19 protein-coding genes and 1 pseudogene are annotated in these 20,900 nt (G+C 60.9%); 14 read left to right on the top strand and 6 right to left on the bottom strand.

Going from position 1 to position 20,900, the window contains the following annotated elements; all coding sequences use genetic code 11:
- Positions 1 to 58: 58 nt before the first annotated feature.
- From ACIOUG_RS21110 to tldD, 8 genes and pseudogenes are all read left to right on the top strand, one after another.
- A pseudogene (locus tag ACIOUG_RS21110) lies at positions 59 to 835 on the top strand (rod shape-determining protein); the annotation flags it as partial.
- 142 nt (positions 836 to 977) lie between these two features.
- Entirely contained in the window at positions 978 to 2,102 is a 1,125-nt protein-coding gene (mreC, locus tag ACIOUG_RS21105) for a rod shape-determining protein MreC (protein WP_401068391.1), read from the top strand.
- The gene (gene mreD / locus ACIOUG_RS21100) at positions 2,102 to 2,593 is read left to right on the top strand and encodes a rod shape-determining protein MreD (protein WP_007961576.1); all 492 of its coding nucleotides are present in this window, start codon (positions 2,102 to 2,104) and stop codon (positions 2,591 to 2,593) included. The genes mreC and mreD overlap by 1 nt, the downstream gene beginning before the upstream one ends.
- Positions 2,594 to 2,637: 44 nt before the next feature.
- The gene (locus tag ACIOUG_RS21095) at positions 2,638 to 3,234 is read left to right on the top strand and encodes a Maf family protein (RefSeq protein WP_401068389.1); all 597 of its coding nucleotides are present in this window, start codon (positions 2,638 to 2,640) and stop codon (positions 3,232 to 3,234) included.
- 58 nt (positions 3,235 to 3,292) lie between these two features.
- Entirely contained in the window at positions 3,293 to 4,750 is a 1,458-nt protein-coding gene (gene rng / locus ACIOUG_RS21090; RefSeq protein WP_401068388.1) for a ribonuclease G, read from the top strand.
- A 75-nt stretch (positions 4,751 to 4,825) separates the two neighbouring features.
- Positions 4,826 to 8,629, top strand: coding sequence for a YhdP family protein (locus ACIOUG_RS21085; RefSeq protein ID WP_401068387.1), 3,804 nt, complete (start codon positions 4,826 to 4,828; stop codon positions 8,627 to 8,629).
- A gap of 135 nt (positions 8,630 to 8,764) precedes the next feature.
- Complete coding sequence (locus ACIOUG_RS21080) at positions 8,765 to 9,625, top strand: carbon-nitrogen hydrolase family protein (RefSeq protein WP_401068385.1); 861 nt, start codon at positions 8,765 to 8,767, stop codon at positions 9,623 to 9,625.
- A 4-nt stretch (positions 9,626 to 9,629) separates the two neighbouring features.
- Complete coding sequence (gene tldD / locus ACIOUG_RS21075) at positions 9,630 to 11,072, top strand: metalloprotease TldD (RefSeq protein ID WP_093104683.1); 1,443 nt, start codon at positions 9,630 to 9,632, stop codon at positions 11,070 to 11,072.
- A 111-nt stretch (positions 11,073 to 11,183) separates the two neighbouring features.
- Here the strand turns inward: tldD and yjgA are convergent, their stop codons facing one another.
- Positions 11,184 to 11,708, bottom strand: coding sequence for a ribosome biogenesis factor YjgA (gene yjgA / locus ACIOUG_RS21070; protein ID WP_003221672.1), 525 nt, complete (start codon positions 11,706 to 11,708; stop codon positions 11,184 to 11,186).
- A 108-nt stretch (positions 11,709 to 11,816) separates the two neighbouring features.
- Between yjgA and pmbA the strand changes: the two genes are divergently transcribed.
- The 6 genes from pmbA to ACIOUG_RS21040 all read left to right on the top strand — a co-directional run bounded on the left by pmbA (position 11,817) and on the right by ACIOUG_RS21040 (position 17,151).
- Positions 11,817 to 13,163, top strand: a complete 1,347-nt coding sequence (pmbA, locus tag ACIOUG_RS21065; RefSeq protein WP_401068383.1) for a metalloprotease PmbA — start codon at positions 11,817 to 11,819, stop codon at positions 13,161 to 13,163.
- Between the two features lie 218 nt (positions 13,164 to 13,381).
- Positions 13,382 to 13,789 carry a FagA protein gene (locus ACIOUG_RS21060; protein WP_103521624.1) on the top strand — a complete coding sequence of 136 codons (408 nt, stop codon included), beginning with the start codon at positions 13,382 to 13,384 and terminating at the stop codon, positions 13,787 to 13,789.
- Positions 13,770 to 15,146: a class II fumarate hydratase gene (locus ACIOUG_RS21055; protein ID WP_401068381.1), complete on the top strand. Its 1,377-nt coding sequence runs from the start codon at positions 13,770 to 13,772 to the stop codon at positions 15,144 to 15,146. Before ACIOUG_RS21060 ends, ACIOUG_RS21055 begins: the two co-directional genes overlap by 20 nt.
- Before the next feature lie 27 nt (positions 15,147 to 15,173).
- A complete protein-coding gene (locus ACIOUG_RS21050) occupies positions 15,174 to 15,614 on the top strand; it encodes a hypothetical protein (RefSeq protein ID WP_007967199.1) in 441 nt (146 codons plus the stop codon).
- Position 15,615: 1 nt separating this feature from the next.
- Positions 15,616 to 16,227, top strand: a complete 612-nt coding sequence (locus ACIOUG_RS21045) for a superoxide dismutase (RefSeq protein WP_401068378.1) — start codon at positions 15,616 to 15,618, stop codon at positions 16,225 to 16,227.
- Positions 16,228 to 16,257: 30 nt separating this feature from the next.
- Positions 16,258 to 17,151 carry a ZIP family metal transporter gene (locus ACIOUG_RS21040; protein WP_401068377.1) on the top strand — a complete coding sequence of 298 codons (894 nt, stop codon included), beginning with the start codon at positions 16,258 to 16,260 and terminating at the stop codon, positions 17,149 to 17,151.
- 104 nt (positions 17,152 to 17,255) lie between these two features.
- Here ACIOUG_RS21040 and ACIOUG_RS21035 read toward each other — a convergent pair whose 3' ends face one another.
- From ACIOUG_RS21035 to ACIOUG_RS21015, 5 genes are all read right to left on the bottom strand, one after another.
- Complete coding sequence (locus tag ACIOUG_RS21035) at positions 17,256 to 17,531, bottom strand: HPr family phosphocarrier protein (protein WP_252875611.1); 276 nt, start codon at positions 17,529 to 17,531, stop codon at positions 17,256 to 17,258.
- 15 nt (positions 17,532 to 17,546) lie between these two features.
- Positions 17,547 to 18,404: an RNase adapter RapZ gene (gene rapZ, locus ACIOUG_RS21030; protein WP_401068376.1), complete on the bottom strand. Its 858-nt coding sequence runs from the start codon at positions 18,402 to 18,404 to the stop codon at positions 17,547 to 17,549.
- A 2-nt stretch (positions 18,405 to 18,406) separates the two neighbouring features.
- Complete coding sequence (gene ptsN, locus ACIOUG_RS21025) at positions 18,407 to 18,871, bottom strand: PTS IIA-like nitrogen regulatory protein PtsN (protein WP_401068374.1); 465 nt, start codon at positions 18,869 to 18,871, stop codon at positions 18,407 to 18,409.
- Between the two features lie 12 nt (positions 18,872 to 18,883).
- Positions 18,884 to 19,192, bottom strand: a complete 309-nt coding sequence (gene hpf, locus ACIOUG_RS21020) for a ribosome hibernation-promoting factor, HPF/YfiA family (protein ID WP_003221690.1) — start codon at positions 19,190 to 19,192, stop codon at positions 18,884 to 18,886.
- A gap of 73 nt (positions 19,193 to 19,265) precedes the next feature.
- Positions 19,266 to 20,759 (bottom strand): RNA polymerase factor sigma-54, encoded by a 1,494-nt coding sequence (locus ACIOUG_RS21015; RefSeq protein ID WP_202370170.1) that lies wholly within the window; start codon positions 20,757 to 20,759, stop codon positions 19,266 to 19,268.
- Positions 20,760 to 20,900 lie beyond the last annotated feature (141 nt).

Raw genomic sequence — 20,900 nt, 5'->3', positions numbered from 1 at the left:
TTCGGTTACTGGAGTTAATACGTGTGCTCTTCCTATATACTTCAGCTTCTGCTAAAATATGCTGAAATACTTTATCACCATGTTTCACGAAAACAGTTTTCTGCAGCCCAGCCCTCGTGTGCTGATCTGCGTTCCATGCAAATCCACCCAGGTGGAGCGTCGTGCCATCCGTGAATCGGCCCTTGGCGCCGGTGCCCGTGAAGTGTTCCTGATCGAAGAGCCGATGGCCGCTGCGATCGGTGCCGGCCTGCCGGTTGAAGAAGCACGCGGTTCGATGGTCGTCGATATCGGTGGTGGTACCACTGAAATCGCGCTGATCTCCCTGAACGGTGTGGTCTACGCCGAATCCGTCCGCGTTGGCGGCGACCGCTTCGACGAAGCGATCATCACCTACGTGCGCCGCAACTACGGCAGCCTGATCGGTGAATCGACTGCCGAGCGCATCAAGCAGGAAATCGGTACGGCCTACCCGGGCGGCGAAGTTCGCGAAGTCGACGTTCGCGGTCGCAACCTGGCCGAAGGCGTTCCACGCGCATTCACCCTGAACTCCAACGAAGTGCTGGAAGCTCTGCAAGAGTCCCTGGCGACCATCGTTCAGGCGGTGAAAAGCGCACTGGAGCAATCGCCGCCGGAACTGGCTTCCGACATCGCCGAGCGTGGCCTGGTGCTGACCGGTGGTGGCGCGCTGCTGCGTGACCTCGACAAGTTGCTGGCCCAGGAAACCGGTCTGCCGGTGATCGTTGCCGAAGATCCGCTGACCTGCGTTGCTCGCGGCGGTGGCCGTGCATTGGAAATGATGGATAAACACACCATGGATCTGCTCTCCAGCGAATAATTCGCCGGTTTGCAATACGTGGGTGAGCGCACAGGCAGCACTTTGCAGTGCTGCCTGTTGGCGTTTATCTTCTGTCAGTCTTCATCCAGGCCGGTTTGATGCCGTATGAATAAACAGAACATTTGCCTGGGAGGAGCGGCTTATTAAACCGCTTTTCGCCAAAGGCCCTTCGTTGGGTGTGCGCCTGTTGGTGCTGGCCGTGCTGTCGGTCGCGCTGATGGTGGTCGATGCCCGCTTCGACCTGCTCAAGCCTGCGCGCAAACAAGCGTCGCTGGTGTTGATGGACGCCTACTGGATTACCGACCTGCCCGGTCGCTTGTGGGAAGGCATCGCCAGCCAGTTCGGCAGCCGCACCGAGCTTGTCGCCGAAAACGAAAAACTCAAGACCGAGAACCTGCTGCTGCAGGGCCGCATGCAGAAGCTTGCCGCCCTCACCGAGCAGAACGTGCGGCTGCGCGAGTTGCTCAATTCCTCCGCGCTGGTCAACGAAAAGGTCGAAGTGGCCGAGTTGATCGGCATGGACCCCAATCCCTTCACCCATCGCATCATCATCAATAAAGGCGAGCGCGACGGCGTGGTGCTCGGTCAGCCGGTGCTCGATGCACGCGGTCTGATGGGCCAGGTGGTCGAGTTGATGCCGTACACCTCCCGGGTGCTGCTGCTGACCGACACCACTCACAGCATTCCTGTGCAGGTGAACCGAAACGGTCTGCGGGCGATTGCCAGCGGTACCGGTAATCCGGAACGCCTGGAACTGCGCCACGTCGCCGATACCGCCGACATCAAGGAAGGCGATCTGCTGGTCAGCTCCGGTCTCGGTCAGCGCTTCCCGGCCGGTTATCCGGTGGCGACGGTCAAGGAAGTCATCCACGATTCCGGCCAGCCTTTCGCGATTGTCCGCGCGGTGCCGACCGCCGCGTTGAACCGTAGCCGTTATCTGCTGCTGGTGTTCAGCGACAACCGTACCGCCGAAGAGCGCGCCAACGATGCGGCGCAGGCCCAGGAAAATCTTGATGCGCAGGGCGGTGGCCCGATGCTTCCGGCCACTGTGCCGAAAATCGTCAACACCCCGGCTGCCGCTGCCGCGCCAGTCACCCCGGCAGCACCCGCCGCGGCGGCCAGCACCACGCCGGCCAAACCTGCAGCGAGCAAACCGCCCGTGACCAAGCCTGCGGCGGCGGCCAAACCGCCAGCAGCCCAGCCGGCTGTGCGACCGGCGGCGAAACCGCCCGTCACTGCGCCGGCCAACACCGGGAGACAAGAATAATGGTCGGGGCTACTGCTTCGCGTAACGGCTGGATTGTCTGGCTGACGTTTGTCGTCGGCATCCTGCTCAGCGTTTCACCGCTGCCGATGTTCATGGAAATCTTGCGGCCCCTATGGCTGGCGTTGCTGCTGACCTTCTGGGCGTTGTATATGCCGCATACGGTCGGCATGGTCACTGCGTTCTGCCTGGGACTGGCCGAAGATGTGCTGCAGGGGGATCTGCTCGGTCAGAACGCCTTGATCCTGACGTTGATCACCTTCCTGGTGCTGTCATTGCAGCAGCGTTTGCGGATGTTCCCGATGTGGCAGCAATGTCTGGTGATCCTGGTGATCTTCGGCCTCGCCCAGTTGGTACAGCTGTGGCTCAGCGCCTTGACCGGCAACCGTCAGCCGACCCTGGCGCTGGTGTTGCCGGCACTGGTCAGTGCCTTGCTCTGGCCTTGGGTCAGCTTCGCTTTGCGTGGATTGCGCCGCCGCTACAAAATCAACTGATTCGGTCAGGCATGTGCCCGCACCTCGACAAGGGAGATGTCTTGATGAAGCCGCTTTACCTCGCCTCTGGTTCGCCGCGTCGGCGTGAGTTGCTCACGCAGATCGGCGTGCCGTTCGCCACCATCAGTGCGGACATCGATGAAACCCCGCTCCCTGAAGAATCGCCGTCGGCCTATGTCGAACGCCTCGCGCGCGGCAAGGCCGAGGCCGGTCGGCGCACGCTGCTGTCCGACGCGGCGTTTTGTGTGCTGGGCGCGGACACCGCCGTAGTGCTCGACGGCAAAATTCTTGGCAAACCGGTGGACGAAGCCGATGCATGCGCCATGCTGATGATGTTGTCCGGCAAGGAGCATGAAGTGCTGACCGCCGTCGCCGTGCTGGAAGGCCAGCGTTGCGAGTCGCGAGTGGTGCGCAGTCTGGTGCGGTTTCGCCCGATCAGCCGCGAAGAGGCTGCGGCTTACTGGGCCAGTGGCGAACCCCGGGACAAGGCCGGCGGTTATGGCATTCAGGGCCTCGGCGCGGTGTTTGTCGCGGGGCTCAATGGCAGCTATTCGGCCGTGGTCGGGCTGCCTGTGTGCGAAACCGCAGAACTGTTGGGCCATTTCGGCATACCCTGTTGGCAAAACCTGAACGCGCAATGAGCGTCGTATGGATCAAGATGCGGCCATTATCGTGAACATGCCTGAACGAGACCCTGCCATGAGTGAAGAGATTCTGATCAACATCACGCCGATGGAATCGCGCGTGGCGGTGGTCGAAAACGGTGTGCTGCAAGAAGTCCACGTTGAGCGCACGCAAAAGCGCGGGATCGTCGGCAACATCTATAAAGGCAAGATTGTCCGGGTGCTGCCGGGTATGCAGGCGGCATTCGTCGACATCGGTCTGGATCGTGCGGCCTTCATTCACGCTTCGGAAATCTCCCTGCGCGAAGGCCCGGCGGTGGAAAGCATCAGCGCGCTGGTGCACGAAGGCCAGAGCCTGGTGGTGCAGGTCACCAAGGACCCGATCGGCTCGAAAGGTGCCCGACTGACGACTCAGCTGTCGATTCCGTCGCGTTATCTGGTGTACATGCCGCGCACCGCCCACGTCGGCATTTCCCTGAAGATCGAAGACGAAGCCGAGCGCGAACGCCTCAAGCAGGTGGTCAGCGATTGTGTGGCAAAAGAAGGGATCAAGGAGGCCGGTGGCTTCATCCTGCGGACTGCCGCCGAAGGTGCCGGGGCCGATGAAATCCTCATGGACATCCGTTATCTGCGCCGCCTGTGGGATCAGATCAGCGAGCAGATCAAGACCATTGGCGCGCCGAGCGTGATCTACGAAGATCTCGGTCTGGCCCTGCGCACCTTGCGCGATCTGGTCAGCCCGAAGATCGAGAAGATCCGCATCGACTCCCGGGAAACCTTCCAGAAAACCACGCAGTTCGTCGCCGAACTGATGCCGGAAATTGCCGATCGTCTCGAACACTATCCGGGCGAGCGGCCGATTTTCGACCTGTATGGCGTCGAAGACGAAATCCAGAAAGCCCTCGAACGCAAGGTGCCGCTCAAGTCCGGCGGTTATCTGGTGGTCGATCCGGCGGAAGCCATGACCACCATCGACGTCAACACCGGCGCGTTCGTTGGCCATCGCAATCTCGAAGAAACCATCTTCAAGACCAACCTCGAAGCGGCCACCGCGATTGCCCGGCAACTGCGCCTGCGCAATCTGGGCGGGATCATCATCATCGACTTCATCGACATGGAAGATGAAGAACATCAGCGTCAGGTGCTGCGCACTCTGGAAAAACAGCTCGAACGCGACCACGCCAAGACCAACATCATCGGCATCACCGAGTTGGGCCTGGTGCAGATGACCCGCAAGCGCACCCGCGAAAGTCTTGAACAAGTACTGTGCGAGCCGTGCAGCAGTTGCCAGGGGCGTGGCAAGTTGAAGACCCCGGAAACCATCTGTTACGAGATTTTCCGCGAGATTCTGCGTGAGGCCCGGGCCTATCAGGCCGAGGGTTATCGAGTGTTGGCGAACCAGAAAGTGGTGGATCGGCTGCTCGACGAAGAATCCGGTAACGTCGCCGAGCTTGAAGGGTTTATCGGCCGGACCATACGCTTTCAGGTCGAAACCATGTATTCCCAGGAACAATATGACGTGGTGCTGCTCTGAACCCCTGCAGCACCACTAATCCACAACGGCTGGCCTCAGCTTTTAGTAGTTTTTTTGCCATGGGAGCCAACTGACATGGAGCGTCTGACACGCATTTTGGCCACACTGACCCGCTGGGGGCTGGGCCTGTGCGCGTTGGTTCTGGTGTTGATGGCGTTGTACGTCAGCCTCGGTCGGGAACTGACGCCGTTGGTGGCGGAATACCGCACTGATATCGAAGACAAGGCCACCGCCGCGCTCGGCATGCCGTTACAGATCGGCGAACTGGAAGGCAATTGGAGCGGATTTGCGCCGATCCTGCTGGCTCATGATGTGATGGTCGGTGACGGCGCGAATGCCCTGCGTCTGGATCGGGTGCGTGTAGTGCCTGATCTCTGGGCCAGTGTGCTGGCGCGCGAAGTACGCATCGCCCACCTGGAACTGAACGGCCTGAAGATCAGCGTCAAGGAAGCGCAGGACGGCACCTGGGCCCTGGAAGGCCTGCCGGTGCAGAACGATCAGCCACTCGATCCCGAGCAATTGTTCAAGCGCTCGCAGATGGTTCAGCAACTGTCGGTGCTCGACAGTCAGGTGACCGTGCAGCCGCTGGATCAGGCGCCGATGACCTTTACCTACGTCGGCCTCAATCTGAAAACCGGCAGCAGCCGTCAGCGTCTCGACGCCCGTCTGACCTTGCCCGACGGCCAGCCAGTGGCGATGAGCCTGCGTACACGGATCCGCCCCTCTCAACTGCCGGACAGTTCGCTGGAGGGTTATGTCAGCCTGCCGCAAAGCGACTGGTCAAAGTGGTTGCCCGAGCGTTTGACCCAGCAGTGGAATTTTTCCGAGATCAAGGCCGGCGGCGAGCTGTGGGTGAACTGGAACGACGGCGCCCTGCAAAGCGCTGCCGTTCGTTTGAACGCACCGCAGGTGACTGGCGCTTATGCCGAGCGCAAGCCGATCAAGATCAGCAATCTGGCGCTCAACGGCTATTACCAGCGCGATGACGAGGGGGCGATCGTTACCCTCGATTCGCTGGCGATGAACTTTGGCGAGACCCGCTGGGAATCCCATGTGCAGCTCAAGCAGACGGTGGCCACCGATAAAACCGATGAGCTGTGGCACTTGCAGGCCGACCGCCTCGATCTGACGCCGATCACGCCGCTGCTCAATGCGCTGGGGCCGTTGCCCGAAAGCTTTGCCACGGTCGTCGACCACTTGAAGGTGACGGGCGGACTGCGCAACGTGCTGCTGGATTTTCGTCCCAACGCCACCGATGGCTCGAAATTCGGTTTCGCTGCCAACCTCGATAAGGTCGGTTTCGATGCTTATCACGGTGCTCCGGCGGCGCGCAACGTCAGTGGCAGCCTCAGCGGCAACCTCGACGGTGGTGAGCTGCGCATGGACAGCAAGGATTTCGTCCTGCACCTCGACCCGATCTTCGCCAAGCCATGGCAATACATTCAGGCCAACGCCCGCTTGACCTGGAAGCTCGACGAAGACGGTTTCACCCTGATCGCGCCTTACCTGAAAGTGCTGGGCGAAGAAGGCAAGATTGCCGGCGACTTCCTGATCCGCCTGCACTTTGACCATAGCCAGGAAGACTACATGGACCTGCGCGTCGGCCTGGTCGATGGCGATGGTCGCTACACCGCCAAATACCTGCCCGAAGTCTTGAGCCCGGCCCTCGACGAGTGGCTGCGCACGGCGATCCTCAAGGGCGCTGTGGATCAGGGCTTCTTCCAGTACCAGGGTTCGCTGAGTAAAAACGCCAAGGACGTGGATCGCAGTATCAGTCTGTTCTTCAAGGTGCATGACGCCGAACTGGCGTTCCAGCCGGGCTGGCCACACGTGAGCAAGGTCAGCGGCGACGTGTTCATCGAGGACAGCGGCGTGCGCATCGTGGCCGACAAGGGCCAGTTGCTCGACACTCAGGTCAGTGACGTCTTCGTCAACATTCCCCACGTGCAAGCCGGACAACATACCCATCTGTTTCTCGACGGCGGTTTTTCCGGTGGGCTGGGCGACGGCCTGAAAATATTGCAGACCGCGCCGATCGGCACCGGCGAAACCTTTGCCGGCTGGGAAGGCGAGGGCGATCTGCAAGGCAAGGTCAAACTCGATATTCCGCTGGAAAAGGGTGATCTGCCGAAGATCCTGGTCGACTTCAAGACCGCCAATGCGCGCCTGAAACTGGCGGAGCCGAAGCTTGAACTGAGCCAACTCAAAGGCGATTTCCGTTTTGACAGCGCCAAGGGTCTGAGCGGCCAGAACATTGCAGCGCAGGCGTTCGACAAGCCAGTGACCGCGCAGATTTTTGCCGATGGCAGCGCGAACAAGATCAAGACCCGGGTCGCCGCCTCCGGGCAGGTCGAGGTGAAGAAACTCACTGACTGGCTGGGCGTGACTCAACCGTTGCCGGTGTCCGGGACCATTCCCTATCAATTGCAGGTCAACCTCGACGGCAGCGACAGCCAGTTGACGGTCAGCTCCAACATGAAAGGGGTGGCGGTGGATTTGCCGGCACCGTTCGGCATGTCGGCCCAGCAGGGCCGTGACACAGTGTTCCGCATGACCCTGCAAGGCGCCGAGCGGCGTTACTGGGTCAGCTACGATCAACTGGCCAGTTTCACCTTCGCTGCGCCACCGAGCAATTTCGCCGATGGCCGGGGCGAGCTGTTCCTCGGTACCGGCGACGCGGTTCTGCCGGAGACCAAGGGGTTGCGCATTCGTGGCGTGCTGTCGGAGCTGGACGTCGCGCCGTGGCAGGATCTGGTCAGCAAATACGCTGGCAACGACCCGGGTGGCAGCGCCAAGCAACTGCTCAACAGTGCCGATTTCAAGGTCGGCAAACTCACCGCGTTCGGCACCACGCTGGATCAGGCCGCCGTGCAGGTCAATCGCAAGCCGTGGGCGTGGAACCTGGCGCTGGACAGTCAGCAGGCCAAGGGTTCGGCCAGCCTGCCCGATGCCAAGGGGGCGCCGATCGCGGTCAATCTGCAATACGTGCGCCTGCCGGCACCGGATCCGAAGGTGCAGGCTGACGAGAATGCGCCCGACCCGCTGGCCTCGGTCGATCCGACGAAAATCCCCGCGCTGGATATCACCATCAATCAGTTGTTCCTCGGCGCGGATCTGGTGGGTGGCTGGTCGCTCAAGGTGCGGCCGACGGGCAAAGGCATCGCGTTGAACAATCTGGACATGGGGCTCAAGGGCATCCTGTTGCAGGGCAATGGCGGCTGGGAAGGTGCGCCGGGGGCGACCAACAGTTGGTTCAAGGGCCGGATCAGCGGCAAGAATCTCGCCGATGTGCTCAAGGGCTGGGGCTTTGCACCGAGCGTGACCAGTGAAGAGTTTCACATGGACGTCGATGGCCGCTGGCCAGGTTCGCCGGCGTGGCTGGCGACCAAGCGTTTCTCCGGCACGCTGGATGCTTCGCTCAATAAAGGTCAGTTCGTTGAAGTGGAGGGCGGCGCGCAGGCGTTGCGGGTGTTTGGTCTGCTTAACTTCAACTCCATCGGCCGTAGATTGCGTCTGGACTTCTCCGACTTGTTCGGCAAGGGCCTGAGCTACGATCGGGTCAAGGGCTTGCTGGTGGCCAACGCCGGGGTCTATGACACTCGCGAGCCGATTCGCCTGACCGGGCCGTCGAGCAATCTGGAGCTCAACGGGACGCTGGATCTGGTGCGTGAGCAGGTTGACGCCAAATTGCTGGTGACCTTGCCGGTGACCAACAACCTGCCGATTGCCGCGCTGATCGTCGGCGCGCCGGCGGTGGGCGGGGCGTTGTTCCTGATCGACAAGCTGATCGGCGACCGCGTGGCCCGCTTCGCCAGCGTCAAGTACACGGTCAAAGGCCCGTGGAAAGAGCCGAAAATCACCTTCGACAAGCCTTTTTGAGTAGCATGACGCTATCCCCTTTGTAGGAGCTGCCGCAGGCTGCGATCTTTTGATCTGGTTTTTAAAAGCAAAATCAAAAAGATCGCAGCCTGCGGCAGCTCCTACATGGTTATGTGCAGATTCCGAGGAGCGGCCATGTCTTTAGCGGTGATTCAAATGGTCAGCCAGAGTGATGTGCTGGCCAATCTGGCCCAGGCCCGGCGTCTGCTCGAACAGGCAGCGGCCGGCGGCGCGAAGCTGGCGGTACTGCCGGAAAACTTCGCCGCCATGGGCCGTCGTGACATCGCCGATATCGGCCGCGCCGAAGCGCTCGGCGAAGGGCCGATCCTGCCATGGTTGAAACAGACCGCCCGCGACCTCAAGTTATGGATAGTGGCCGGCACGTTGCCGTTGCCGCCGCTCGGGCAACCGCAGGCCAAGTCCCACGCCTGTTCGCTGCTGGTCAACGATCAGGGTGAAACCGTGGCGCGGTATGACAAGCTGCACCTGTTCGATGTCGATGTGGCGGACAATCGCGGGCAGTATCGTGAATCCGATGACTATGCTTATGGCAGTGGCGTGGTGGTAGCGGACACGCCGGTCGGCCGGGTTGGCCTGACCGTGTGTTACGACCTGCGTTTCCCGGAGCTGTACAGCGAGTTGCGCGCCGCCGGTGCCGAATTGATCACCGCCCCGTCGGCCTTTACTGCGGTGACCGGTGCGGCGCATTGGGACGTGCTGATTCGCGCCCGGGCCATCGAGACCCAGTGTTATGTGTTGGCGGCAGCGCAGGGCGGGACTCACCCGGGACCGCGTGAGACCTTCGGTCATGCGGCGATTGTCGACCCATGGGGCCGTGTGCTGGCGCATCAGGATCAAGGCGAAGCGGTGTTGTTGGCCGAACGCGACAGTGCTGAACAAGCGTCCATCAGGGCGCGAATGCCGGTGATGAGTCATCGGCGGTTTTTCTCGCAGGGCGCCCAGCGGCCTGCTTCAGAACATGAATTTAAGGCGTAAACCTATGAGCGAGTTGTTGTCCTCAGTCAGTGATCACCTGTTGGCGCCCGGCGGCGTGACGATCGAGAGCCTGCAAGGCGTGCTCGGCGATCTGGCCGGCCCGGGCATCGACGCTGCCGACCTGTATTTCCAGGGCCAGATCTCCGAGTCGTGGGCACTGGAAGACGGTATCGTCAAGGAAGGCAGCTTCAACCTCGACCAGGGTGTCGGCGTGCGTGCGCAGTCCGGTGAGAAAACCGGTTTTGCCTACAGCAACGCGATCACCCTCGAAGCCCTCGGCGCTGCGGCCCGTGCCGCGCGCTCGATCTCCCGCGCCGGGCAGAACGGCACGGTGCAGGCGTTCAGCACTCAGGACGTCGCGCAGTTGTATGCGCCGGATAACCCTTTGGAAGTGCTGAGCCGCGCCGAGAAAGTCGAGCTGCTCAAGCGCATCGACGTCGCTACTCGCGCCCTCGATCCACGGATTCAGCAGGTCAGCGTGAGCATGGCCGGGGTCTGGGAGCGGATTCTGGTGGCCTCCACCGACGGTGGCCTGGCCGCTGATGTGCGCCCGCTGGTGCGTTTCAACGTCAGCGTGATCGTCGAGCAGAATGGCCGTCGCGAGCGTGGCGGGCATGGCGGTGGCGGGCGTACCGACTACCGTTATTTTCTCGCCGAAGACCGCGCCATGGGCTATGCCCGGGAAGCACTGCGTCAGGCGCTGGTGAACCTCGAAGCGATTCCGGCGCCGGCCGGTACCTTGCCTGTGGTCCTCGGGTCGGGCTGGTCCGGCGTACTCCTGCATGAAGCGGTCGGCCACGGTCTGGAAGGCGACTTCAACCGCAAGGGCAGTTCGGCCTACAGCGGGCGGATGGGCGAAATGGTCGCTTCCAAGCTCTGCACCATCGTCGATGACGGTACGTTGAGTGGTCGTCGCGGCTCGCTGAGCGTCGACGACGAAGGCACCCCGACCGAGTGCACCACGCTGATCGAAAACGGCGTGCTCAAGGGCTACATGCAGGACAAGCTCAACGCGCGCCTGATGGGCGTGGCCCGTACCGGCAACGGTCGTCGTGAGTCTTACGCGCATCTGCCGATGCCGCGCATGACCAACACTTACATGCTCGGTGGCGAGAGCGATCCGGCGGAAATCATCGCTTCGGTGAAGAAGGGCATCTACTGCGCCAACCTTGGCGGCGGTCAGGTCGACATCACCAGCGGCAAGTTCGTGTTCTCCACCAGCGAGGCGTACCTGATCGAGGACGGCAAGATCACTGCGCCGGTCAAGGGCGCGACGTTGATCGGCAACGGTCCCGAGGCGATGAGCCGGGTGTCGATGGTCGGTAACGATCTGGCGCTGGACAGCGGTGTGGGTACGTGCGGCAAGGACGGGCAATCAGTGCCGGTGGGTGTTGGTCAGCCGACGCTGAAAATCGATGCGATCACCGTGGGTGGCACGGGCGCATAAGGATGGAAACATCCTCTGTAGGAGCTGCCGCAGGCTGCGATCTTTTGATCTTGCTTTTACCGATCAAAGTCAAAAGATCGCAGCCTGCGGCAGCTCCTACAGGGGCGAGTATCAACGCAGGCCGCGTTGCGTATCGTCCAGCTCACGGATGTACTTGAAGATCTTGCGGCTGGAAGCAGGAGGTTTGTTTTGCGCAACCTCGTGCTGAGCCTGACGGATCAGGGAACGCAGTTGCTGGCGATCAGCGTCGGGGTATTCGACGACGAATTTCTCCAGCACGGCATCGTCACCGGCGATCAGGCGGTCACGCCAGCGTTCGAGGTTGTGGAAACGCTCGTTGTACTGACGGGTGGAGGCATCGAGTTGATCGAGCAAGACAAGAATCGCGTCAGTGTCCTGATCGCGCATCAGTTTGCCGATGAACTGCAGGTGCCGTTTACGCGCGATGTTCGCGGTGTGCTTCGGCGCATCGGCCAGGGCCCGGCGCAAAGCGTCGGTCAATGGCAGTTTTGCCTGCAAGTCGGGCTTGAGTGTCGTAAGGCGCTCGCCAAGGTCAACCAGAGCATGCAGCTCGCGTTTGACCTGAGATTTGCTTTTTTCTCCCGTATCGAGGGAGTCGTCGTAAGAATCAACCATGGTGGCAGTCCGCAAAGAAACGCCGCCATGATAACCAGTCGGGGGCCGCTTGTCCGGCCCGGTCGCTCGATGACCCCAGCCGAAAGCAGAATTTGAGTGGAGATGAGCATGAGTGCAGTTCAAAGCGTCGGCCCGCAGGCATTGCCGGCACTGCAGGAACAGGTCGAGCAGATCATCGCCGAAGCCAAGCGTCAGGGCGCCAGTGCCTGCGAAGTCGCGGTGTCGCTGGAGCAGGGTTTGTCAACGTCGGTGCGCCAGCGTGAGGTCGAAACGGTCGAGTTCAACCGCGACCAGGGCTTCGGCATCACCCTGTACGTCGGCCAGCGCAAAGGCTCGGCCAGCACCTCCGCCACCGGCCCGGATGCGATTCGTGAAACCGTTGCCGCTGCACTGGCCATCGCCAAACACACCTCTGAAGACGAAGCTTCGGGCCTCGCTGATGCGGCGCTGATGGCCAGGGACCTGCAGGATTTTGATCTGTTCCACGAATGGGACATCACTCCGGAGCAGGCCATCGAAAAAGCTTTGCTGTGTGAAGCGGCCGCATTCGACGCTGATGCGCGAATCAAAAACGCCGACGGCACCACACTCAGTACCCATCAGGGCTGCCGCGTGTATGGCAACAGCCACGGGTTCATCGGCGGTTATGCGTCGACCCGGCACAGCCTGAGCTGCGTGATGATCGCCGAAGCCGATGGCCAGATGCAGCGCGATTACTGGTATGACGTCAATCGGCAGGGCAGTTTGCTGGCCGATCCGGTGAGCATCGGCCAGCGTGCCGCGCAACGGGCCGCGAGCCGTCTGGGTGCGCGTCCGGTGCCGACCTGCGAAGTGCCTGTGCTGTTTTCCGCCGAGCTGGCGGGTGGCTTGTTCGGCAGCTTCCTGTCGGCGGTATCCGGCGGCAGCCTGTATCGCAAGTCGTCGTTCCTCGAAGGCACCTTGGGGCAGAAGCTGTTCCCCGAGTGGCTGACCATCGACGAGCGTCCACACTTGATGCGCGCCATGGGCAGTGCGTCCTACGACGGCGATGGTCTGGCCACTTACGCCAAGCCGTTCGTCGAGAAGGGCGAACTGGTGTCGTACATCCTCGGGACCTACTCCGGACGCAAACTGGGCATGCCGAGCACCGCCAACGCCGGCGGCGTGCACAACCTGTTCGTCACTCACGGTGACGAAGATCAGGCGGCGCTCCTGCGGCGCATGGGCCGTGGACTGTTGGTCACGGAGCTGATGGGACATGGCTTGAACATGGTGACCGGCGATTACTCGCGCGGCGCGGCGGGTTTCTGGGTCGAGAATGGCGAAATCCAGTTCGCGGTGCAGGAAGTGACTATCGCCGGCAACATGCGCGACATGTTCAAGCAGATCGTCGCGGTCGGTAATGATCTGGAGCTGCGCAGCAATATTCGCACGGGCTCGGTGCTGATCGAGCGGATGACTGTCGCGGGCAGCTAAGCCCCAGCGGTCAGACAAGCAAGGCGCGCCATCCACCCGGATAGCGCGCCTTTTTTATGTCCGCCCTGTAGGAGCTGCCGCAGGCTGCGATCTCTTGATCTTGTGTGTGAAAGCAAAATCAAAAGATCGCAGCCTGCGGCAGCTCCTACAAAGGCGCTCTTGTTTTGGTTCTCATTATCATCTAATAATGAATCTCATCTCCGAACGAGTCCCGGATCATGAGTTCTGCCTTGCACGAGCAGCCGTACCTCGAAAGCTGGCGCTGGATGAGTCGCCAGATCCGTTGCGCGATGGATCCCGACGAACCGCGCCTGATCGAACATTACCTGGCCGAAGGCCGTTATCTGGCCTGCTGTACGGCAACTTCCCCGTGGACCATCGCTGAAACCTCCTTCCGTTTGCTGCTCGACACAGCCACCGACATCGCGTTGCCGTGGCACTGGCGCAGCCTCTGTCTCGATCAAGCCTGGCGCCCGCTGCGTGAAATGGAGCGCCTGTCGCTGTGCAACTGCCGGCTCCAGCGCTGGCAGCGCTACACCTGGCAACTGGCGACCTGCGAGTTGCTTCCCTCGATTCCTCTCATTGAACTGGTGCAAGGATTTTCAGATGACCAAGACACGTATTGAGCGCGACAGCATGGGCGAATTGCAGGTGCCGGTGGACGCTCTCTACGGCGCGCAAACCCAGCGCGCAGTGGATAACTTCCCGATCAGCGGCCAACCGATGCCGACGCAATTCATTCGTGCGCTGATCCTCGCCAAAGCCGCTGCCGCCCGGGCCAACGTCGAGCTCAACCAGATCAGCGCCGCGCAGGGCAAGGCCATCAACGATGCCGCGCAAGGCCTGCTCGAAGGTGACTTCATGCAGCATTTTCCGGTGGATATCTTCCAGACCGGTTCCGGCACCAGCTCCAACATGAACGCCAACGAAGTGATCGCGACCCTGGCCAGCCGCCTGCTCGACGAACCGGTCAATGCCAACGATCACGTCAACTGCGGCCAGAGCAGCAACGACATCATCCCGACCACCATCCACGTCAGCGCCGCGCTGGCCTTGCATGAACAATTGCTGCCGGCGCTGCTGCACCTGGTGCAGGTCATCGAAAACAAAGCTGGACAGGTGCATCACCACGTCAAAACCGGTCGCACCCATTTGATGGACGCGATGCCGGTGCGCATGAGCCAGGTGCTCAATGGCTGGGCACAACAGCTCAAGGCCAACATCGGTCATCTGCAAGACTTGCTGCCGAGCCTGCAATCGCTGGCACAAGGCGGTACAGCGGTCGGCACCGGAATCAATGCGCATCCGGAGTTCGCCGCGCGTTTCAGCCGCCAGCTGAGCCAACTGACGAACGTGCAATTCACCCCGGGCAAGGATCTGTTCGCGCTGATCGGTTCACAGGACACCGCCGTCGCCGTCTCCGGCCAGCTCAAGGCCACCGCCGTGTCGCTGATGAAAATCGCCAACGACCTGCGCTGGATGAACTCCGGCCCGCTCGCCGGCCTCGGCGAGATCGAACTCGAAGGCCTGCAACCGGGCTCCTCGATCATGCCGGGCAAGGTCAACCCGGTGATCCCGGAAGCTACTGCGATGGTTGCTGCGCAAGTCATCGGCAACGATTCGGTGATCACCATCGCTGGCCAGTCGGGCAATTTCGAACTGAACGTGATGCTGCCGATCATCGCCCAGAACCTGCTGAGCAGCATCGAACTGCTGGCCAATGCCAGTCGTCTGCTCGGTGACAAGGCCATCGCCAGCTTCAAGGTCAACGAGTCGCGGCTCAAAGAAGCGCTGTCGCGCAACCCGATTCTGGTCACCGCGCTCAACCCGATCATCGGTTACCAGAAAGCCGCCGAAATCGCCAAGCAGGCCTACAAGCAAGGCCGCCCGGTGATTGATGTCGCGCTGGAACACACCGATCTGTCGCGCAGCCAACTGGAAGAGTTGCTCAACCCCGAGAAACTCACCGCCGGCGGCGTGTAAACCCCGCAACCGCTTTGGAGGCTCACCATGGAGCACTGGAAACGCACGATCGAACGGGCCAATCGCTGCTTCATGCTGGGCGAGCTGATTGATGCCCGCGAGGCTTATCTGCAAGCCCTGGCGCTGGCACAAGTGTTGTTCGAGCGCTGGGCGGATGCCGACGAAGCGGTGGCGGCCTGCGTCATTTCCCACCACAACCTGGCGGATCTGCACCTGCGCCTAAACCAGCCGGAGGAAAGCGCCGAGTACCTTTGCGCGATCCACCAGCGGCTGTTGCAGACCATGCAGGACGAGCGCCTGCGCCCGGCCCTGCGGGAAGCGGCGTTGCGCCAGAGCAGCAAGACCTACGTCGAGCTGCTGAATTTCATCAGCGAACACGGCGAGTACCCGCGCACCCAGCGCCTGCTACACCCGGATACCGGCAATGCGCGCCGCGCGTCTGCCTCACATCACCATGGAGTCCACTGAAATGGCTTTTACCTTGCCTGCCTTGCCCTACGCCTACGACGCCCTGGAACCGCATATTGATGCGCAGACCATGGAGATCCATTACACCAAGCACCACCAGACCTACATCAATAACCTCAACGCAGCCGTCGAAGGCACCGAGTACGCCGAATGGCCGGTGGAAAAACTGGTCGCCAGCGTTCAGCAGTTGCCGGAAAAACTCCGCGCGGCGGTGATCAACCAAGGCGGCGGCCACGCCAACCATTCGCTGTTCTGGGAAGTCATGGTGCCCAACGGCGGTGGCAAGCCGGACGGCGCGCTGGCCAAGGCCATTGATGATCAATTGGGCGGTCTCGACAGTTTCAAGGAAGCGTTCACCAAGGCCGCGCTGACCCGATTCGGCAGCGGCTGGGCTTGGCTCAGTGTCACCCCCGAGCAGAAGCTGATCGTGGAAAGCAGCGGCAATCAGGACAGTCCGCTGATGAATGGCAATACGCCGATTCTCGGTCTGGACGTCTGGGAGCACGCCTACTACCTGCGCTATCAGAACCGTCGTCCGGAATACATCAACGCGTTCTACAACGTAATCAATTGGCCTGAAGTTGCGGCGCGCTACCAGGCTGCACTGGTTTAAGTCATCTATAAGAACAATCCAAGGCTGACTATGGGCACTGAAACACTGGCGATTGGCGGTGGGCGCATGTTTCGCTACGCGGTCGGGTCGCTGTTGCTGCTGGCGGGCATGACGCTGTTGGCGGCGCACGGCCTGGAATGGCTGGATTTGCAGCCGAAGCTGTCACGGGCTCTGCAGGGTGGTGCGATCTGCGCGCTCGGCACGGCGCTCGGCGCGGTACCGGTGTTGGTGATCCGGCGCATGCCGCAGATGCTCAGCGATACGCTACTGGGTTTCGGCGCCGGCGTGATGCTGGCGGCGACCGCGTTTTCGCTGATCATGCCGGGCATTGGCGCCGCCGAAAGTCTGGGCCTGACACCGTGGGCCGCCAGTGGGCTGATCTGCTTCGGCATCATGCTCGGCGCGTTCGGTTTGTATCTGGTGGATCTGAAACTGTCCGGTGCCTCACCGCAAACGCTCGTCGGCACCCCTGAGCACCCGATGATTGCGCCGCGGATCTGGCTGTTCGTCTTCGCCATCATTGCCCACAACATTCCGGAAGGCATGGCGGTGGGGGTGTCTGCGGGTGGCGGCATGCCGGATGCCGACAGTCTGGCGATGGGCATCGCCTTGCAGGATGTACCGGAGGGATTGGTCATCGCGCTGGTGTTGGCCGGGGCGGGGATGTCGCGGGTCAGGGCGTTCCTGATCGGTGCGGCGTCAGGTCTGGTGGAGCCGGTGTTTGCGCTGCTCTGTGCGTGGCTGGTCAGCCTGGCAGAGCTGCTACTGCCACTGGGGTTGGCGCTGGCGGCGGGGGCGATGTTGCTGGTGGTGACTCATGAGGTCATCCCCGAGTCGCGCCGCAATGGTCATGACAAAATGGCCAGCCTTGGCTTGCTGATCGGGTTCTGTCTGATGATGGTGATGGATACCGCGTTGGGTTGAAGCAGATCAAAAGATCGCAGCCTGCGGCAGCTCCTACAGGAAAATGCATTCCAATGTAGGAGCTGCCGCAGGCTGCGATCTTTTGATCTTTTGATCTTTAACGATCAACCACCTTCGTCGAAGTAGTTGTTGATCAACTCCACCAAAGCATCCATGGCCTCCTCAGCCTGTTCGCCTTCGGTGCTCAAATGTATTTTGGTGCCCTTGCCGGCCGCGAGCATCATCATCGCCATGATGCTTTTGCCGTCCACTGCTGTCTCGGGCGTGCGACCGACTCTTATCGTGGTCTCCGGAAACTTGCCGGCCACGCCGACGAATTTGGCCGATGCCCGGGCATGCAGACCCAATTTGTTGATGATTTCGATTTCACGAGCAGGCATCGCGGTGTGAATCCTTTAAGTGAGGTCGCGGTGGCGAACCTGGACGTTCTTCAGGGTTTTCTGCAGGGCCTGACCCAGGCGTTCGGTCAGGTAAACGGAGCGGTGATGCCCGCCGGTGCAGCCAATGGCGATGGTGACATAGGCGCGATTGCTCGCGGCAAAGCGCGGCAGCCATTTATTCAGGTAGCCGTAGATGTCCTGGAACATTTCCTCGACCTCCGGCTGCGCCGCCAGGTACTCGGCCACCGGTGCATCGAGACCGGATTGCGCGCGCAATTCTGGCTTCCAATACGGGTTCGGCAGGCAGCGCACGTCGAACACCAGGTCCGCATCCACCGGCATGCCGCGCTTGAAACCGAACGACTCGACCAGAAACGCGGTACCCGGCTCCGGCTGATTCAGCAGGCGCAGCTTGATGGTGTCGCGCAACTGGTACAGGTTCAGATTGGTGGTGTTGACCTTGAGGTCGGCCAGGTCGGCAATCGGGCCGAGCAGGGCGGTCTCGTCGTTGATCGCTTCGGCCAACGAACGATTGGCGGTGCTCAGCGGGTGGCGACGACGGGTTTCCGAGAAGCGTTTAAGCAGGGTTTCTTCGTCGGCATCCAGATACAACACATCACATTGGATGTGCCGGCTGCGGACTTCTTCCAGCAATTCGGGGAAACGCGACAGGTGGCTCGGCAAATTACGCGCGTCGATCGATACGGCGACCAGCGGCTGGGCCAGTTCGGTATGAACCAGAGCGCGCTCAGCCAGTTCCGGCAGCAAGCCGGCGGGCAGGTTGTCGATGCAGTAGTAACCGTTGTCCTCAAGGACATCCAGGGCAGTACTTTTACCCGAGCCGGAACGGCCGCTGACAATGATCAAGCGCATGATTAGTGACCGTTCTGCTCGCTCAGGACGACCTGATACAAGGCTTCATTGCTCGGTGCGCTGCGCAGTTTTTCGCGCACTTCCTTGCGATCGAGCATGCTGGCGATCTGGCGCAGTAATTCCAGGTGTGCATCGGTGGCAGCTTCCGGGACCAGCAGGACAAACAGCAGGTCAACCGGCGCGCCGTCGATGGCATCGAAATCGATGGGGGCATCAAGGTGCAGCAAGGCGCTGACAGGCTCGGTGCAACCTTTGAGGCGACAGTGGGGAATGGCGATGCCGTTGCCGAAACCGGTGGAACCGAGTTTCTCACGGGCGATCAGCGCCTCGAAGACATCTTGCATCTCCAGATCCGGCACTTCGCGGGCGATCAGGTTGGCAATCTGTTCGAGGGCTTTCTTTTTACTGCCGCCCGGCACGTTCACCAAGGAACGGCCGGGGGTCAGGATACTTTCAAGTCGGATCATGGGTTGGGGGTGTTAACGACCTGTCGCGCCCTGGAGGAGGCTCTGGGTCTTTTCCTTATGCTTTTTGAGTTGGCGATCCAGCTTGTCGGTCAGTGCGTCGATCGCAGCGTACATGTCGGTATCTTCTGCGTTGGCGACCACTTCGCTGCCGGGTATATGCAAGGTGGCTTCGATTTTCTGCTTCAGCTTTTCGACGCACATCGTGACCTGCACGTTGGTGATCTTGTCGAAATGGCGCTCCAGTCGTTGGAGTTTTTCCTCGATATAGGAACGCAGAGGTTGGGTCACTTCCAGTTGGTGTCCACTGATGTTGACTTGCATACAGCTTCTCCTTCGTTGCCAGTGCATAAAGCGGCAGGCCGAAGAGCCTGCCACTGGAACGCTGTAACGTGGCTTACATCAACCGCTTGCGTTCGCTCGAAGGCGCGATCCCGAGGGATTCACGGTACTTGGCGACGGTGCGGCGAGCCACCTGAATGCCTTGTGCCTCCAGTAAACCAGCGATCTTGCTGTCACTCAACGGCTTTTTCTGATTTTCCGCCGCAACCAGTTTCTTGATGATCGCGCGGATCGCCGTGGACGAGCATTCGCCGCCTTCCGAGGTGCTGACGTGGCTGGAGAAAAAGTATTTCAGTTCATAAATGCCCCGCGGGGTATGCATGAATTTCTGCGTGGTAACCCGGGAAATCGTCGATTCGTGCATGCCGACCGCTTCCGCGATGTCGTGCAGGACCAACGGCTTCATGGCTTCGTCGCCGTATTCCAGGAAGCCGCGTTGATGCTCGACGATCTGGGTGGCGACTTTCATCAGGGTTTCGTTGCGGCTTTGCAGGCTCTTGATGAACCAGCGCGCTTCCTGCAACTGATTGCGCATGAAGGTGTTATCGGCGCTGGTGTCGGCGCGACGGACGAAACCGGCGTACTGCGCGTTGACCCGCAGACGTGGCACCGACTCCTGATTCAGCTCGACCAGCCAGCGTTCGTTGTCCTTGCGCACAATGACGTCAGGCACCACGTACTCGGCTTCGGTCGATTCGATCTGTGAACCCGGGCGCGGATTGAGGCTCTGCACCAGCTCGATGACCTGACGCAGCTCGTCTTCCTTGAGCTTCATGCGCCGCATCAACTGGCTGTAGTCGCGGCTGCCGAGCAAGTCGATGTAATCGCTGACCAGACGCTTGGCTTCGTTGAGCCACGGGGTCTTGGCCGGGAGCTGGCGCAGTTGCAGCAGCAGGCATTCGCCGAGGTTGCGGGCGCCGATGCCAGCCGGTTCAAACTGCTGGATGCGGTGCAGGACGGCTTCGATCTCGTCCAGCTCGATGTCGAGCTCCGGATCAAAGGCGTCGAGAATTTCTTCGAGGGTTTCGTCGAGGTAGCCCTGATTGTTGATGCAGTCGATCAGGGTCACGGCGATCAGGCGGTCGGTGTCGGACATCGGCGCCAGGTTCAATTGCCACAGCAAATGGCTTTGCAGGCTTTCTCCGGCGGAGGTGCGGGTGGTGAAGTCCCACTCGTCATCATCGCTGCTGGGCAGGCTGCTGGCGCTGGTCTGGTAGACGTCTTCCCAGGCGGTATCGACCGGCAGCTCGTTGGGAATGCGCTCGTTCCATTCGCCTTCCTCCAGGTTGTCCACCGTCGGGGCGGTTTCCTGATAGGAGGGTTCCTGAATATCGGTGTTGGGTTTTTGTTCGACGTTGTCGGCCAAAGGATCGGAGTTGTCGAAGTCGTCGCCTTCTTCCTGGCGTTCGAGCATCGGATTGGATTCCAGGGCCTCCTGGATTTCCTGTTGCAGGTCCAGGGTCGACAATTGGAGCAGACGGATGGCCTGTTGCAGCTGCGGTGTCATCGTCAGCTGCTGGCCCATTCTCAAGACTAGCGATGGTTTCATGGCAGGGGCTTAACACCTTATTCGCCGGCGCGCATGCGCCATCCACTACAGGGCGCCGGAGCGCCAAACTTAAGCAAATTATATGCCTGAAACTGAAGTGTTTGCCTAGAGCGCTGTAACAATAAAAAGATAGAAAACTTT

It is taken from the genome of Pseudomonas sp. NPDC087803 (genome assembly GCF_044742995.1).
Classification (GTDB): Bacteria; Pseudomonadota; Gammaproteobacteria; order Pseudomonadales; family Pseudomonadaceae; genus Aquipseudomonas.
This window is presented reverse-complemented; position numbering and strand designations above follow the sequence as displayed.

Excerpts from the sequence above, each read along its gene's own strand:
- mreD (WP_007961576.1), top strand. The coding sequence starts at position 2,102 with ATGGTCGGGGCTACTGCTTCGCGTAACGGCTGGATTGTCTGGCTGACG.
- ACIOUG_RS21095 (WP_401068389.1), top strand. The coding sequence starts at position 2,638 with ATGAAGCCGCTTTACCTCGCCTCTGGTTCGCCGCGTCGGCGTGAGTTG.
- rng (WP_401068388.1), top strand. The coding sequence starts at position 3,293 with ATGAGTGAAGAGATTCTGATCAACATCACGCCGATGGAATCGCGCGTG.
- ACIOUG_RS21085 (WP_401068387.1), top strand. The coding sequence starts at position 4,826 with ATGGAGCGTCTGACACGCATTTTGGCCACACTGACCCGCTGGGGGCTG.
- ACIOUG_RS21080 (WP_401068385.1), top strand. The coding sequence starts at position 8,765 with ATGTCTTTAGCGGTGATTCAAATGGTCAGCCAGAGTGATGTGCTGGCC.
- tldD (WP_093104683.1), top strand. The coding sequence starts at position 9,630 with ATGAGCGAGTTGTTGTCCTCAGTCAGTGATCACCTGTTGGCGCCCGGC.
- yjgA (WP_003221672.1), bottom strand. The coding sequence starts at position 11,708 with ATGGTTGATTCTTACGACGACTCCCTCGATACGGGAGAAAAAAGCAAA.
- pmbA (WP_401068383.1), top strand. The coding sequence starts at position 11,817 with ATGAGTGCAGTTCAAAGCGTCGGCCCGCAGGCATTGCCGGCACTGCAG.
- ACIOUG_RS21060 (WP_103521624.1), top strand. The coding sequence starts at position 13,382 with ATGAGTTCTGCCTTGCACGAGCAGCCGTACCTCGAAAGCTGGCGCTGG.
- ACIOUG_RS21055 (WP_401068381.1), top strand. The coding sequence starts at position 13,770 with ATGACCAAGACACGTATTGAGCGCGACAGCATGGGCGAATTGCAGGTG.
- ACIOUG_RS21050 (WP_007967199.1), top strand. The coding sequence starts at position 15,174 with ATGGAGCACTGGAAACGCACGATCGAACGGGCCAATCGCTGCTTCATG.
- ACIOUG_RS21045 (WP_401068378.1), top strand. The coding sequence starts at position 15,616 with ATGGCTTTTACCTTGCCTGCCTTGCCCTACGCCTACGACGCCCTGGAA.
- ACIOUG_RS21040 (WP_401068377.1), top strand. The coding sequence starts at position 16,258 with ATGGGCACTGAAACACTGGCGATTGGCGGTGGGCGCATGTTTCGCTAC.
- ACIOUG_RS21035 (WP_252875611.1), bottom strand. The coding sequence starts at position 17,531 with ATGCCTGCTCGTGAAATCGAAATCATCAACAAATTGGGTCTGCATGCC.
- rapZ (WP_401068376.1), bottom strand. The coding sequence starts at position 18,404 with ATGCGCTTGATCATTGTCAGCGGCCGTTCCGGCTCGGGTAAAAGTACT.
- ptsN (WP_401068374.1), bottom strand. The coding sequence starts at position 18,871 with ATGATCCGACTTGAAAGTATCCTGACCCCCGGCCGTTCCTTGGTGAAC.
- hpf (WP_003221690.1), bottom strand. The coding sequence starts at position 19,192 with ATGCAAGTCAACATCAGTGGACACCAACTGGAAGTGACCCAACCTCTG.
- ACIOUG_RS21015 (WP_202370170.1), bottom strand. The coding sequence starts at position 20,759 with ATGAAACCATCGCTAGTCTTGAGAATGGGCCAGCAGCTGACGATGACA.